The sequence below is a fragment of the Allobosea sp. FG18 genome, assembly GCF_057809495.1.
This window is the reverse complement of the sequence record NZ_JBMDKB010000003.1, coordinates 185,025-197,077: the sequence shown is the minus strand read 5'-3', so window position 1 is coordinate 197,077 and position 12,053 is coordinate 185,025. Positions and strand designations below refer to the sequence as shown.

Here is a 12,053-nt window from a genome sequence, read left to right as displayed (position 1 = left end):
ACACGATCAATAACTTGACCAGTTCCAGATCGGATTTATCAGTTCCAAGGCGTAGAATTGCTTTGGACGCGACTCTGCTCCTAGGAGCCGCTGCCTTAAACATAACTTAAGTCGTCAGACGGAAACCGCATGGCGGACCTGCTTGTCACTCGGGACGCCAGCTAAATTACGCTAATTCCAAAGGAAAATGCCTCGCGATCACTTTCCGATGTGTTCAGGATAATTCCCTGAGACCGCCGGGCGTGTCGATCTGTGCGCGATAGCGCAGTTCGGCCTCGTAGGTGACGCCGGGCGGCCGTTCGACGGCCAGTTCGTGCAAAAGCGCCGAGACCTTCCCGGCCTCCGGATGCTCCAGCGAGAACCCGCGCAAGCGCGCGCCCAAATCGGCGATCGTCGCCATCGAGCGCGGCTTGCCACGCCGGTCGATGATCGAGGGAGCCGCCCCGCCCCAAGGCAAAGAGCCGTCATCGGGAATGGCGAAATCGAAGACGGGATCATCCGTCGGCAGCCCGACCTTGCGGCCGAAGATCGCCTCCCGACCTTTCAGGACGTCATCGATCCCATCGGCCCGGGCGACCCAGCCACGCAGGCGGCGGCCGGCATCCCAATCCCGCCTGACCTGCTTCTGGTTATCAAGCCCGAACCAGCGCGCGCGCCCGGGATGCACCCCGTCGGGATCGAGCGCGACGATCTCCAGATAGACCGTGCCACCGAGCTGAAGCAGGTGGTTCCAGGTCCCCATATAGCCGTGCCGCTGCCCGAAGGGCACCTCGAGATCGAGGCAATCGCGCACATGCGCTACGCCTTCGGCGAGCGTGGGCGCGATGACGGTGAGATGATCGAGGGCGAGCATGCTGTCAGTTGAAGCCGGGGCGCGACTGTAGTCCAGCTTCTGTAGCACTGAACCGCTTCATCGCGCAGGCATGCGCCTTAAAGCAACACATGAAAAAGCCCCGCGGACCTTGCGGCACCGCGGGGCTTTTTGAGTCAGATATCAAGCACTCAGCGCGAGAACTTCTTGTACTGGATGCGCTTTGGAATGGTCGAGTCGATGCCGAGGCGGCGCTTCTTGTCTTCCTCGTAATCGGCGAAATTGCCCTCGAACCACTCGACATGGCTGTCGCCTTCGAAGGCGAGGATATGGGTCGCGATGCGGTCGAGGAACCAGCGATCGTGGCTGATGATCACGGCGCAGCCGGCGTAATCCTCAAGCGCCTCTTCAAGCGCCCGCAGCGTATCGACGTCGAGGTCGTTGGTCGGCTCGTCGAGCAACAGCAGGTTGGCGCCGGACTTCAGCATCTTGGCGAGGTGGACGCGGTTGCGCTCACCGCCGGAGAGCGAGCCGACCTTCTTCTGCTGGTCGCCGCCCTTGAAGTTGAAGGCCGAGCAATAGGCCCGCGAATTGATCTCTTTCTTGCCGAGATAGATGATGTCGTTGCCGCCGGAGATCTCCTCCCAGACGTTCTTCTTGTCGTCGAGCGAGTCGCGGCTCTGGTCGACATAGCCGAGCTGGACGCTCTCGCCGACCTTGATCGTGCCGGCATCCGGCTTCTCGACGCCGGTGATCATCTTGAACAGCGTGGTCTTGCCGGCGCCGTTGGGGCCGATCACGCCGACGATGCCGCCCGGCGGCAGCTTGAACGAGAGATCGTCGATCAGGAGCTTGTCCTGGAAGCCCTTCGAGAGCCCCTCGAAATCGACGACGTTGTTGCCCAGCCGCTCGGCGATCGGGATGATGATCTGCGCGGTATCAGGGCCCTTGTTATTGGCCTTCTGCACCAGCTCGTCATAGCGCTGGATGCGGGCCTTGCTCTTGGCCTGGCGGGCCTTCGGCGAAGCCGCCATCCACTCGGCTTCGCGCTCCAGGGTCTTCTGGCGCGAGGCGTCCTCGCGGCCTTCCTGGGCGAGGCGCTTCTGCTTCTGCACCGACCAGGCCGAGTAGTTGCCCTCGTAGGGAATGCCCTGGCCGCGATCGAGCTCGAGGATCCAGCTGGTGACGTTGTCGAGGAAGTAGCGATCGTGGGTGACGATCAGGATCGCGCCCGGATAGGTCCTGAGATGCCCTTCGAGCCAGGCGGTGGTCTCGGCGTCGAGATGGTTGGTCGGCTCGTCGAGCAGCAGCAGCTCGGGCTGTTCCAGCAGGAGTTTGCACATGGCGACACGGCGGCGCTCGCCGCCCGAGAGTTTGTCGACCTGCCAGTCGTCCGGCGGGCAGCGCAGCGCGTCCATCGCCTGATCGACCTTGGAATCGAGATCCCACAGCCCCTTGGCCTCGATCTCGTCCTGGAGATTGGTCATCTCGTCGGCGGTCTCGTCCGAGTAGTTCATGGCGAGCTCGTTGTAGCGGTCGAGGATCGCCTTCTGGGGCGCGACGCCGAGCATGACGTTCTCGCGGACGGTCAGCGTCTCATCGAGCTTCGGCTCCTGCGGCAGATAGCCGACGCGCGCGCCTTCCGCGACCCAGGCCTCGCCGGTCCATTCCTTGTCCATGCCGGCCATGATCTTGAGCAGGGTCGACTTACCGGCGCCGTTGACGCCGAGCACGCCGATCTTGGCGTCCGGATAGAAGGACAGGTGGATGTCCTTCAGCACCTGCTTGCCGCCCGGATAGGTCTTGGACAGGCCGCGCATATGGTAGATGAACTGGCGGGACATGGGGCGAGCGGGCTCCGCTTTCGAACGCTTGCGACAAGGATGTCGGGAAATCTGGCCGCTATGTAGCGGTGAGCCGCGCCGCCCGCAACCGCATCCGGCGCATTGCGGAGGCGGGACCTGTCCGGAACAATGCCGGCCTGCGACAGCGGGAGGGGTTTCGCGATGGAGGACCGGGACGGCAGGACGACAGTGGCGCTGAGGCTGCGCGACGGCGCCCAGCTCTTCAACACGCTCGACCCTTTCCCCTTCCGCGAGGGTGACCTCGCACCCGAGGCTGAGGAATACATCGTCGACTGGGCCCGCGACCTGCCGAAGGACGAGCCGATCGCGATCGTGATTCATCTCGAAAGGCCCGATGCGCCCGACAGGCCGGTTCCCGATCTCGCCAACGCCATCACCGGCTGGTTCGCCGGCCGGGCGAAGGCGGAGACCCATGCGCTGCGCGAACTGTTCCATGACGGCCGCCTCGCCTTCGCCATCGGCTTCGTCGGTCTCGCCGCCTGCCTGTTCCTGAGCTGGCTGCTGACGAAGGCCTATGAAGGTCCCTTCGCCCGCCTGTTTCAGGAAAGCCTGATCATCATCGGCTGGGTGGTGATCTGGCGCCCGGCCGAGATGTTCCTCTACGACTGGGTTCCGATCCTGCGACGCAGGAAGCTCTACCGCCGTCTCGCGACCGCGACGGTCGAGATCCGACGCTCCGCGCCTGTGTAACGGTTCACGAAACCGCCAGCGCGCTTTTCAAGGCCCGTCCTTTGCCTGATCGTTGCGGGCAACGCGCAACCGGAGCCGGACGATGAATCTGTCGCGCACCTTCGGGTTATCGGCTTTCGCCGGCATCGTACTGAGCGCTGCCCTGGGCTTCGCTCCAGCCCGCGCCCAGTCGAACGAACCCGGCTGCCGGCCCGAGATGGCGAGCCTCGGCCTGCCCATCCACCGGGTGCAACTGGCAAAGGACGAGGCAAGGCTGACCTTCGTCGGCCACGCCACTTTCCTGATCGAGACGCCGGGCGGCGTGAAGATCGCGACCGACTACAACGATTATGTCCGCCCGCCGGTGACACCCGACATCGCCACGATGAACAAGGCGCATTCCACCCATAACTCGCGCAGCCCGGACCCCGCCATCAAGCATGTCCTGCCCGGCTGGGACATGTCCGGCCGGGGCGCCGCGCAGCACGACCTGACGCTCAGTGATGTCCGCGCTCGCAACGTGCCGACCAACATCCGCACCTATGAGGGCGGGACGGACTATGACGGCAACTCGATCTTCGTCTTCGAGATCGGCGAGCTCTGCATCGCCCATCTCGGCCATCTGCATCACCCGCTGGAGCCCGGCCATCTGCGCGCGCTCGGCCGGGTCGACATCGTGCTCTTCCCGGTCGACGGCAGCTACACGCTGGACCAGACCGGGATGCTGGACGTGCTGAAATCGATCCAGGCGCGGGTGATGATCCCCATGCATTTCTTCGGCGGCGGCACGCTGAACCGCTTCCTCGCCCGCACGCAGGACATCTGGCCGGTCGAGCGCCGCGAGCAGCCAACGATCACGCTGGCCAAGGCGACGCTGCCGGCCAAGCCCACCATGATCGTCCTGCCCGGGCACTAGGCCGGCGGCGTCAGGTGTTCACGCCGCCGTCGATGGCGAAGCCCGCACCGGTGATGAAGCGCGCCTCCTCGCTGGCGAGATAGGCGACGAGCCCGGCGATATCCTCGGGCTGGCCATAGCGCGGGATCGCCATGCGCGCCCGCTGGGCGTCCGCTCCGGGGCCGCCGGCCGGGTTCATGTCGGTATCGGTCGAGCCGGGATGAACGATATTGACTGTGATGCCACGCGGGCCGAGATCGCGCGCCAGCCCCTTGGTGAAGCCGATCAGCGCCGCCTTGCTCATCGCATAAAGCGTGACATTGGGCTCGACGACCCGGTCGGCAAGGCACGAGCCGGTCGAGATGATCCGCCCGCCCTCGCCCAGATGCGCCGCCGCAGCCTGCGATGCGAGCACCACGGCGCGGACATTGACGGCGAGCGTCGCGTCGATATCGGCGAGGCTCCACTCCGCGACCGGGCCGCCGCGATAGATCCCGGCATTGTTGACGAGGATATCGAGCCCCCCGAGCGCCCTGGCGGCATCATCGACCGCGCGTGTCACCGCGGCAGGGTCGGCGCTGTCGGCCGCGATGGCGAAGCCCTTGCGGCCCAGCGCCTCGATCTCCGTCACGACGGCGGCCGCCTTGTCGGCGGAACGCTCATAGGTCAGCGCGACATCGGCTCCCTCGGCAGCGAGCCTGCAGGCGATGGCGGCGCCGATTCCGCGGCTGCCGCCGGTGACGAGCGCGCGCTTTCCGGCAAGGCGTGACATGGCAAACTCCATTTATGTGATGATCGATACATAATAAATGCTGCGCTTGCCTGCAGGCGTCAAGAGAAATATATAACGACCGTCACAAAATAATTTCGAGGAGGCGGATTCATGGCCGAACGGGGCCGCCCACGCAGTTTCGACCGGCAGGCCGCGCTGGAGCGCGCCATGGACGTCTTCTGGGAGCGCGGCTACCAGGCGGCGTCGATGAGCGACCTCACCGAGGCGATGGGCATCAATTCGCCGAGCCTCTACGCCGCCTTCGGCAGCAAGGAGGAACTTTATCGCGCGGCCATCCACCACTTCGCCGCGACCGAGAGCGACGACATCCTCGCGCCACTGCAGAACGAGCCGACGGCGCGCGCGGCGATCGAGGGCTATCTCATGGCGAGCGCCAGAACCTTCACCCGCCCCGGCCGGCCGCCCGGCTGCATGGTGGTGCTCTCGGCCGTCAACGCCGTCGGGGTCGGCGACGAGACCAGCCGCATCCTGCGCGAGATGCGAGCCGGCAGCGTCAGCATGATCGAGGAACGGCTGCGGCGGGCCATCACTGAGGGCGAATTGCCGGCATCGCTCGATCTGCCGGGGATCGCGAGCTACTACGTCACCGTCCAGCAGGGCATGTCGATCCAGGCTCGCGACGGTGCCTCACGCCCGATGCTGGAGACGATCGCGCAGGGTGCCATGGCCGCATGGGACAGTCTCACCCGGCGTCTAGCAGCCGCCTGAGGAGCGGCGTTAACGCCTCGCTGAGGCTGATTCCAGGCTTTCCTTGTCGTTGCGGCAGATCGCGGCATCCTGTCGGCAACCGGGAGACCGTCCTCATGCGCCGCATCGCCGCCCTCGCCTGCCTGCTCGCGACCGCCACCTTGCTGCCTGTCCAGGCCGAGGCCGCCAAGTTCCGTTCCGGCGGGCGCAGCTCCGGCTCATCCGCAACGACCAGCCGGAGCGTCGTCGTCGTACCCGGCATCGCCGCGGGCGCAAGCCGCGCGCAGGCCGCAACCGGCAAGCCCGAGCGCGTGCCTTTCCCCCCGGCGGCAACCCATCAGCAGCGCGAAGAGCCTTTGCCCTTGCGCCTCTCGGCGAACGGCGAAGCCAAGAAGCCGTGGTGCCAGACGGATGTCGTGGTCAACGGCTTCTGCATGATGAACTGAACGGCCCGTCACTCAGACGCGGCTGACGCGCCCCTCCAGCGGATAGGCCGGATCGCTGTAGCCCGGCGTCGAGGGATGCCCCGCCGGCACCAGCCCATCGATCAGCGCCTCGTCCTCCGCGTCGAACCCGGCATCGAGCGCGGCGAGATAGGCTTCCCACTGCTCGAAGGTGCGCGGCCCCGCGATCGCCGCCGTGACGAAGGCATTGTTCAGCACCCAGCGCACCGCGAACTGGATCGGCGTCAGCCCCTTGCGCGCGGCATGCTCCTTGATGGTCTGGGCGATGATCAGGCTCTCCTCGCGCCATTCCGCCTGCATCATCCGTCGGTCGCCGCGCCCGGCGCGCGTACCCTCCGCCGGCGCCTGGCCCGGCGCGTATTTCGCGGTGAGAACGCCACGCGCCAAGGGTGAATAGGACGCGACGCCAAGGCCGAAATAGCCGCAGGCCGGCAGATGCTCGACCTCCGGCATGCGGTTCATCGCGTTGTAATAGGGCTGGCTGACGACGGGCCGGTCGATGCCCAACTCGTCGCAGAGCCGGCAGATCTCGGCCAGCCGCCAGGCGCGATAGTTCGAGACGCCGAAATGCCGGATCTTCCCCTGCCGCACGAGATCGGCGATCGCGTGCACCGTCTCCGCCAGCGGCGTCGTGTGATCCTCCTTGTGGAGGTAGTAGATGTCGATGGTCTCGGTGCCGAGCCGGCGCAGACTGTCCTCGCAGGCGCGCAGGACCCAGCGCCGCGACAGCCCGCCATTCATCGGCCCCTGTCCCATCACGTTCGCGACCTTCGTCGCCAGCACCCAGTCATAGCGATGGGCGGCGATGGCACGGCCGGTGACTTCCTCGGAGCGGCCCTCGTTATAGACATCGGCCGTGTCGATGAAATTGATCCCGGCCTCGCGCGCGCTGTCGATGATGCGGCGGGACGTCGCCTCCTCAGTCGGGCCGCCGAACATCATCGTGCCCAGGCAGAGCGGCGAGACCTTGAGGCCGGAGCGGCCGAGACGGCGATAATCCATGGCAGATATCCTCGAACGTGGTAGCCAAACCTGCCGCAGCGCCGCGCCCGAGACCAGCGCCCGGCGCGCAGGCACGCCCTGCATCACGCGGCCGGTCGGCAAGGAAATGCTTAATCTTTCGTGACAGGGTGATGCGTCGCCACATGGTCATCAGATGAATCTCGCCCAGCTCGTCAAGAGCCAGACCCTCGCCACCTTGCTGCAGGCGCTCGACGCAGGCGGCGAGCTGACGGCTGGCCGGACGGTGCAGGCGCGACTCGCCTCGCTGGAACCGGACGGCACCGCGACCGCGATGATCGGCGAGACCAAGGTCGCGCTCGTCCTTGCCGGCCCGCAGGCCAAGCAAGTGGCCCTGCAACCGGGTGCCACGCTCATGCTGCGGCTCGATCCGCCAGAGCAGCCCGGTGGCGACCTGCGTGCCACGCTGGTCGAGATCCGCCCGCCATCGGCAACATCCGGTCAATCTCAGCCGCAACCGGCCCCCGCGCCTCAACCTGCGCAGCCAGCCGTGCCTCCGGCTTCGACGATGGCTCCAGCCCGGCCGAACCCGGCAGCCGTCCCCGGTGCTGCACCACAACCTGCCGTCGCGCTGGCACCTACAGTCGCACAGGCTGCGCACCCGCCCTCCCCGGTAGCGGTGCAGCAGGCCTTTCTGCAGCAAGCTCTGAAAACGCTGGGCCTCCCGGCAGCGCAAACCGCTACCACGCCTGCGACCTCGACCGCCGCCAACCCCGCGTCACCGACAGCCGCTGCGTCCTCTGCTGCTCCCGTCATCACGGCCGCGACCGCGCGCGCCATCGCCGGTCCGCTGCTCGGCCCGATGCTGCAACAGCAGGCCGGCCTCGCCCCGCTCTTCGCCAATCTGCGCGCGATCGCGCAAGGCTCGATCTCGCTGGCCTTGCCGAAGACCCTGCCGCCCGCCATCCAGCAGGTACTGGCGCAGGCTGTTCCCGCCGAGCGGCAGGCGCCCACCGCGGCGAAGCTGAAGGAAGCCTTCCGGGCGTCCGGGCTCTTCCTCGATGCCCGGCAAGCCGCAGCACTGCCCGCACCCCGACAGGGCGATCTCAAGGCCGGGCTGCTGGCGTTGCGCGAAACCTTGCTGCCGATCATCGACGCCCTCTCGCCGGATCCGAAGGCGAGCCGCCATGAGCATGGGCCCGACCAGGCGGCGGATCCACAGGCCAGCTCCACCGACCAATCCCCCCGCCTCGCTCCGCCCCGCCGCAACGGCCCGCTCGCGCCGCAGCCGGCGGTCGAGCCGTCGCTGACGCCGGGCGAGAAGCCGCTCGCCATCGCCGAGACCCTGCTCGACCAGACCGAGGCCGCGCTCGACCGGATCAAGCTGACCCAATATGCCTCGCTGCCGCTGGAGCCCGCCCGGCAGGACGGCACGCAAGCAGGGCAGCGCTGGCTTGCCGAGGTCCCGCTCGCCTTCCAGCAGGGTGTCTCGATGCTGCCGCTTCAGGTCGAGCGCGAGCCGCCGCGCCGCGATGCGCAGGGGGTGAGCCCACCGGTCTGGCGCATCCGCTTCGCGCTCGATGTCGAGCCGATGGGTCCGCTCCAGGCCGTCGTCACCTTGCAGGGCCGCGATGTCGGCGTCTCGATCTGGGCTGAGCGCGAGGAGACCAGCCAGCTCCTGCGCAGCGCGGCGCCCGGCCTCGAAGGCGCTCTGCTCGATGCCGATTTCGCCAGCGGCGCTATCGATATCCATACCGGCCAGCCGCGCGTGATGCAGCCGACCGCCGGCCAGTTCCTGGACCGCCTGTCATGAGTGCGCCGCAACCACCCCGCATCGCCGTCGCGCTCGAATATGACGGGCATGGCGCGCCGCGCGTCACCGCCAAGGGTCGCGGCGAGCTGGCCGAGCGCATCGTCGAGACCGCCAGGGAGCATGACGTCGCCGTCGAGCAGAACGCCATCCTCGCGCAGGCGCTCTCGACGGTCGAGCTCGACGACCAGATCCCGGAAGAACTCTATCGCGCGACCGCGCAGGTGATCGCCTTCGTCCTCTCCCTGCGCGGCGAGCTGCGCCGGCCGAGCCGGGACGGCCATCGCTCTTGAGCACGATCGTCGTCAGGCGCCTCGGCTCCGCCGCATACGCGGAGCTGGGGCCGGTTTTCGCGGAGCTCGCGCGCCACGCGCTCGAGCCCAATCCGCATATGGCGCCGGCCGCCGTCTCGGCCGCAACGGCGCTGGTGCCGGAGGAGGAGATCGTCGTCCTCTGCGCCTGGCTCAGCGAGGCGCTCGATTTCGAGCAGCTCGTCGGCGTCTGGGCTTTCCGTCGCGTTAAGAGCTGGCGCAGTGGCTTCTCCGCCGCCCTCGCCTCGCCGCTCGTGCCGCTCTACGAGGTCTCCTCGCTGCCGGTGCTCGACCGCGACCATGCGGCGGAGGCGGCGCGCGCGCTGATGCGCTATCTCCTCGCCTCGCGCGACCTGCCGCATACGTTGTTGCTGCCGCTGCTGCCTCTGGTCGGGCCTTGCTACGCCGCATTGGCTGAAGCCTGCCGCCAGACCGGCAGCGCGATCTCGACCTATGAGCGCTGGATCCGCCCGGTCATGATCCCGCGCCCGGACGACAATTTCGAAGCCTATCTCAGGCGCGCGCTCGGCTCCTCCTACAAGAAGCGGATGCAGCAGTTCCGGGCGGTGGGGAAACAAGGCGCCCTCACCTTCCGACGCAGTCGCGGTCGCGGCGCGCTGGAGGCGCTCGACGCTTTCCTCACCCTCGAAGCTTCCGGCTGGAAGGGCGAGGCCGGCACCGCCATCGCCTGCCTTCCGACCGACACAGCCTATATCCGCCACCTGGCGGAGCTTTGCGCCACTGACGACACACTGCTGATCGACACGCTATTGCATGACGGCCGCGTGATCGCGATGGGCCTGCTGATCGAGAGCGGTAATCGCCGGCATTTCCTCAAGATCGCCTATGACGAGACGCAGAGTCGCCATTCGCCCGGCCGGACGCTGGCGATCGCCATGCTGCAGGCCGATTTCAACGGAACGCCGCCGGCCTTCTTCGACAGCGGTGCCGGCGAAGGCGTCGATGCCGGCACCTATATCTGGGGCGAGCGCCGCGAGATGGCCAATGCGATCATCCGCGTCGGCCCGGGTCGCCCGGGCGCGGCGGAGATCGCGGGCTTCAGCCGGATGTGGCTCCGGCGCCTGCGGGATGCCGCCCGAGCCCGATCCGCCCGAGCAGCCAGCGGCCGACCTCCGGCTTGAAGTGCAGGGTGTCGAGCCAGTAGCGCGACGACGCCTTTCCGGGATCGAAATCCTCGAACGGATGGTCCGAGACGAAATCATGAAACGGCAGGCCGCGACGTGCGGCCAGCGAGGCAAGGTCCTGTCGCCAAGCCGCCAGTTCCGCTCCGCGACCACCTGCCTCGATGAGATGTCGCTGCGCCGCGCTCATCGGGGACAGCACAATGGCGATCTCCCACCCCCTTAGCAGGTCGAGAGTCCGGTCGAGGTAAGCAAGGTCACCGGGCCGATAAGCCATCGCCGCGATATTCTGCTCGCGCGTGATCTTGCCCACGAGCTCGGCATCGAAATCCGGCGTCGCCTTGTAGCCGTCGCCATGCCAGAGGCCGGGCTCCGTCCGTAGGCTGCGCCGACCCAGCAGATTGTCGATCACCTTCGGATTGAGCACGACCGAGACCAGCGCCTCGCGGCGCCCCGCTACTGTGGCGAGCTTGCGATCGATCGGCGGCGGCGGTGGCCAGGTCGTGAACATGAAATAGTCGAGTTCGATCACCACGCGTCTGACGCTGCCGACATCGACGGCCAGCGCCGCGAGCACCGGCAGTTCCCGCGCCATCAGCGCGGAGAAGCCGGCATTGTAGACTTGGCCGACCGCGGCCGAGACGTCGCGCGGATCGAGCCCGCGATAGACCACGGACGAGCCGATCAACAGCGTCTGCGGCTTCAGCCTGGCGATCTGGAGCGGCTTGATCAGGCGCATCTCGACGTCGAGCAGGCGGCTCGCACCGACTCCGTCGCGGGTCCAGGGCGGGTTGTCCCGGAAGACCCAGTAAGGATCGCGCCAGAGAGTCAGCGCCGCCAGCAACCCGGCCGCGAGCACCACCGTCGCCGCAAAGCAGGCGGCAAAGCTGCGGGCGTCCGAAGAACGGGACAGGGCGGCGGCGAGGCGCATGGCGCTGCGCTACAGCATCGAACCGGAAAGTGGAAACCGCTTTTCCGGGGTATCCGATCCGACGGCAGGATGGGTCGCCCCGTCGCTGGCGAGCCGGCTTGACCGTCCAACCGCCCCCGCCGATACAGTAACCCTGCCCGCTGGAGAATGCCGATGAGCGCGACCGCCCGGATTGGAATCGTCACGGTCTCCGACCGCGCCTCGGCCGGCATCTATGCGGATGAGGGCGGGCCGGCGATCGATGCCTATTTCAGGAAGGTGCTGACCTCCCCCTGGGAAGCCGTGGCGCGCATCATCCCCGACGATCGCGCCGTGATCGCCGGGACGCTGCGCGAGCTCGCCGACAAGGAAGGCTGCTGCCTGATCGTCACCACCGGCGGCACCGGCCCGGCCCCGCGCGACGTCACGCCTGAAGCGACCGAGGACGTCGTCGAGAAGCCGATGCCCGGCTTCGGCGAATTGATGCGGCAGGTCAGCCTCGCCAAGGTGCCGACCGCGATCCTCTCGCGCCAGACGGCAGGCATCCGGGGCCAATCGCTGATCGTCAACCTGCCCGGCCGCCCCCGCGCCATCGCCGAATGCCTCGACGCGGTGATGCCGGCGATCCCCTATTGCATCGACCTGATCGAGGGCCCCTGGCTCGAAACCGATCCGGCGGTGATCGCGGCGTTCCGGCCGAAGAAGTGAGATAGCCCCGGTTTTCGGAACAAGGAGG

Annotated in this window: 14 protein-coding genes; 9 read left to right on the top strand and 5 right to left on the bottom strand. The window is 67.4% G+C overall.

Going from position 1 to position 12,053, the window contains the following annotated elements; translation table 11 throughout:
• Positions 1 to 214: 214 nt before the first annotated feature.
• Entirely contained in the window at positions 215 to 853 is a 639-nt protein-coding gene (locus ACODTJ_RS05035; RefSeq protein WP_454656115.1) for a VOC family protein, read from the bottom strand.
• Positions 854 to 1,002: 149 nt separating this feature from the next.
• On the bottom strand, positions 1,003 to 2,655 hold the full coding sequence (ettA, locus tag ACODTJ_RS05030; protein ID WP_454656114.1) for an energy-dependent translational throttle protein EttA: 1,653 nt from the start codon (positions 2,653 to 2,655) through the stop codon (positions 1,003 to 1,005).
• 162 nt (positions 2,656 to 2,817) lie between these two features.
• Here ettA and ACODTJ_RS05025 point away from each other — a divergent pair, with 162 nt between their 5' ends.
• Together ACODTJ_RS05025 and ACODTJ_RS05020 are read left to right on the top strand one after the other, a co-directional pair.
• On the top strand, positions 2,818 to 3,366 hold the full coding sequence (locus tag ACODTJ_RS05025; RefSeq protein WP_454656113.1) for a hypothetical protein: 549 nt from the start codon (positions 2,818 to 2,820) through the stop codon (positions 3,364 to 3,366).
• An 82-nt stretch (positions 3,367 to 3,448) separates the two neighbouring features.
• Complete coding sequence (locus ACODTJ_RS05020; RefSeq protein WP_454656112.1) at positions 3,449 to 4,261, top strand: MBL fold metallo-hydrolase; 813 nt, start codon at positions 3,449 to 3,451, stop codon at positions 4,259 to 4,261.
• Between the two features lie 10 nt (positions 4,262 to 4,271).
• Here ACODTJ_RS05020 and ACODTJ_RS05015 read toward each other — a convergent pair whose 3' ends face one another.
• Positions 4,272 to 5,012 (bottom strand): SDR family NAD(P)-dependent oxidoreductase, encoded by a 741-nt coding sequence (locus ACODTJ_RS05015; RefSeq protein ID WP_454656111.1) that lies wholly within the window; start codon positions 5,010 to 5,012, stop codon positions 4,272 to 4,274.
• A 111-nt stretch (positions 5,013 to 5,123) separates the two neighbouring features.
• Here ACODTJ_RS05015 and ACODTJ_RS05010 point away from each other — a divergent pair, with 111 nt between their 5' ends.
• Together ACODTJ_RS05010 and ACODTJ_RS05005 are read left to right on the top strand one after the other, a co-directional pair.
• Complete coding sequence (locus ACODTJ_RS05010) at positions 5,124 to 5,741, top strand: TetR/AcrR family transcriptional regulator (RefSeq protein WP_454656110.1); 618 nt, start codon at positions 5,124 to 5,126, stop codon at positions 5,739 to 5,741.
• A 95-nt stretch (positions 5,742 to 5,836) separates the two neighbouring features.
• Entirely contained in the window at positions 5,837 to 6,166 is a 330-nt protein-coding gene (locus ACODTJ_RS05005) for a hypothetical protein (protein WP_454656109.1), read from the top strand.
• 12 nt (positions 6,167 to 6,178) lie between these two features.
• On the opposite strand, the gene ACODTJ_RS05000 is transcribed toward ACODTJ_RS05005, so the two are convergent.
• Positions 6,179 to 7,186, bottom strand: a complete 1,008-nt coding sequence (locus ACODTJ_RS05000; RefSeq protein WP_454656108.1) for an aldo/keto reductase — start codon at positions 7,184 to 7,186, stop codon at positions 6,179 to 6,181.
• On the opposite strand from ACODTJ_RS05000, the gene ACODTJ_RS04995 reads away from it, so the two are divergent.
• Genes ACODTJ_RS04995 through ACODTJ_RS04980 form a run of 4 tightly spaced genes read left to right on the top strand, consistent with a single transcriptional unit; the run spans position 7,185 to position 10,407 of the window.
• A complete protein-coding gene (locus tag ACODTJ_RS04995) occupies positions 7,185 to 7,310 on the top strand; it encodes a hypothetical protein (RefSeq protein WP_454656107.1) in 126 nt (41 codons plus the stop codon). The genes ACODTJ_RS05000 and ACODTJ_RS04995 overlap by 2 nt on opposite strands.
• Before the next feature lie 30 nt (positions 7,311 to 7,340).
• Complete coding sequence (gene fliK / locus ACODTJ_RS04990) at positions 7,341 to 8,957, top strand: flagellar hook-length control protein FliK (RefSeq protein ID WP_488847763.1); 1,617 nt, start codon at positions 7,341 to 7,343, stop codon at positions 8,955 to 8,957.
• Positions 8,954 to 9,247, top strand: a complete 294-nt coding sequence (locus tag ACODTJ_RS04985) for an EscU/YscU/HrcU family type III secretion system export apparatus switch protein (RefSeq protein ID WP_454656105.1) — start codon at positions 8,954 to 8,956, stop codon at positions 9,245 to 9,247. The genes fliK and ACODTJ_RS04985 overlap by 4 nt, the downstream gene beginning before the upstream one ends.
• Positions 9,244 to 10,407 (top strand): GNAT family N-acetyltransferase, encoded by a 1,164-nt coding sequence (locus ACODTJ_RS04980; protein WP_454656104.1) that lies wholly within the window; start codon positions 9,244 to 9,246, stop codon positions 10,405 to 10,407. Before ACODTJ_RS04985 ends, ACODTJ_RS04980 begins: the two co-directional genes overlap by 4 nt.
• Here ACODTJ_RS04980 and ACODTJ_RS04975 read toward each other — a convergent pair.
• Entirely contained in the window at positions 10,325 to 11,338 is a 1,014-nt protein-coding gene (locus ACODTJ_RS04975; RefSeq protein WP_488847760.1) for a hypothetical protein, read from the bottom strand. The two genes, ACODTJ_RS04980 and ACODTJ_RS04975, sit on opposite strands and share 83 nt — an antisense overlap.
• 153 nt (positions 11,339 to 11,491) lie before the next feature.
• On the opposite strand from ACODTJ_RS04975, the gene mog reads away from it, so the two are divergent.
• The gene (mog, locus tag ACODTJ_RS04970; RefSeq protein WP_454656102.1) at positions 11,492 to 12,025 is read left to right on the top strand and encodes a molybdopterin adenylyltransferase; all 534 of its coding nucleotides are present in this window, start codon (positions 11,492 to 11,494) and stop codon (positions 12,023 to 12,025) included.
• The last annotated feature ends 28 nt before the right edge of the window (positions 12,026 to 12,053 follow it).

What these genes read in the sequence shown, in the direction of transcription:
- ACODTJ_RS05035 (WP_454656115.1), bottom strand. Translation starts at nt 853, where the DNA reads ATGCTCGCCCTCGATCATCTCACCGTCATCGCGCCCACGCTCGCCGAA.
- ACODTJ_RS04985 (WP_454656105.1), top strand. Translation starts at nt 8,954, where the DNA reads ATGAGTGCGCCGCAACCACCCCGCATCGCCGTCGCGCTCGAATATGAC.
- ACODTJ_RS05015 (WP_454656111.1), bottom strand. Translation starts at nt 5,012, where the DNA reads ATGTCACGCCTTGCCGGAAAGCGCGCGCTCGTCACCGGCGGCAGCCGC.
- ACODTJ_RS05005 (WP_454656109.1), top strand. Translation starts at nt 5,837, where the DNA reads ATGCGCCGCATCGCCGCCCTCGCCTGCCTGCTCGCGACCGCCACCTTG.
- ACODTJ_RS04995 (WP_454656107.1), top strand. Translation starts at nt 7,185, where the DNA reads ATGGCAGATATCCTCGAACGTGGTAGCCAAACCTGCCGCAGCGCCGCG.
- ACODTJ_RS05025 (WP_454656113.1), top strand. Translation starts at nt 2,818, where the DNA reads ATGGAGGACCGGGACGGCAGGACGACAGTGGCGCTGAGGCTGCGCGAC.
- ACODTJ_RS05000 (WP_454656108.1), bottom strand. Translation starts at nt 7,186, where the DNA reads ATGGATTATCGCCGTCTCGGCCGCTCCGGCCTCAAGGTCTCGCCGCTC.
- ACODTJ_RS04975 (WP_488847760.1), bottom strand. Translation starts at nt 11,338, where the DNA reads ATGCGCCTCGCCGCCGCCCTGTCCCGTTCTTCGGACGCCCGCAGCTTT.
- ACODTJ_RS05020 (WP_454656112.1), top strand. Translation starts at nt 3,449, where the DNA reads ATGAATCTGTCGCGCACCTTCGGGTTATCGGCTTTCGCCGGCATCGTA.
- mog (WP_454656102.1), top strand. Translation starts at nt 11,492, where the DNA reads ATGAGCGCGACCGCCCGGATTGGAATCGTCACGGTCTCCGACCGCGCC.
- ettA (WP_454656114.1), bottom strand. Translation starts at nt 2,655, where the DNA reads ATGTCCCGCCAGTTCATCTACCATATGCGCGGCCTGTCCAAGACCTAT.
- fliK (WP_488847763.1), top strand. Translation starts at nt 7,341, where the DNA reads ATGAATCTCGCCCAGCTCGTCAAGAGCCAGACCCTCGCCACCTTGCTG.
- ACODTJ_RS05010 (WP_454656110.1), top strand. Translation starts at nt 5,124, where the DNA reads ATGGCCGAACGGGGCCGCCCACGCAGTTTCGACCGGCAGGCCGCGCTG.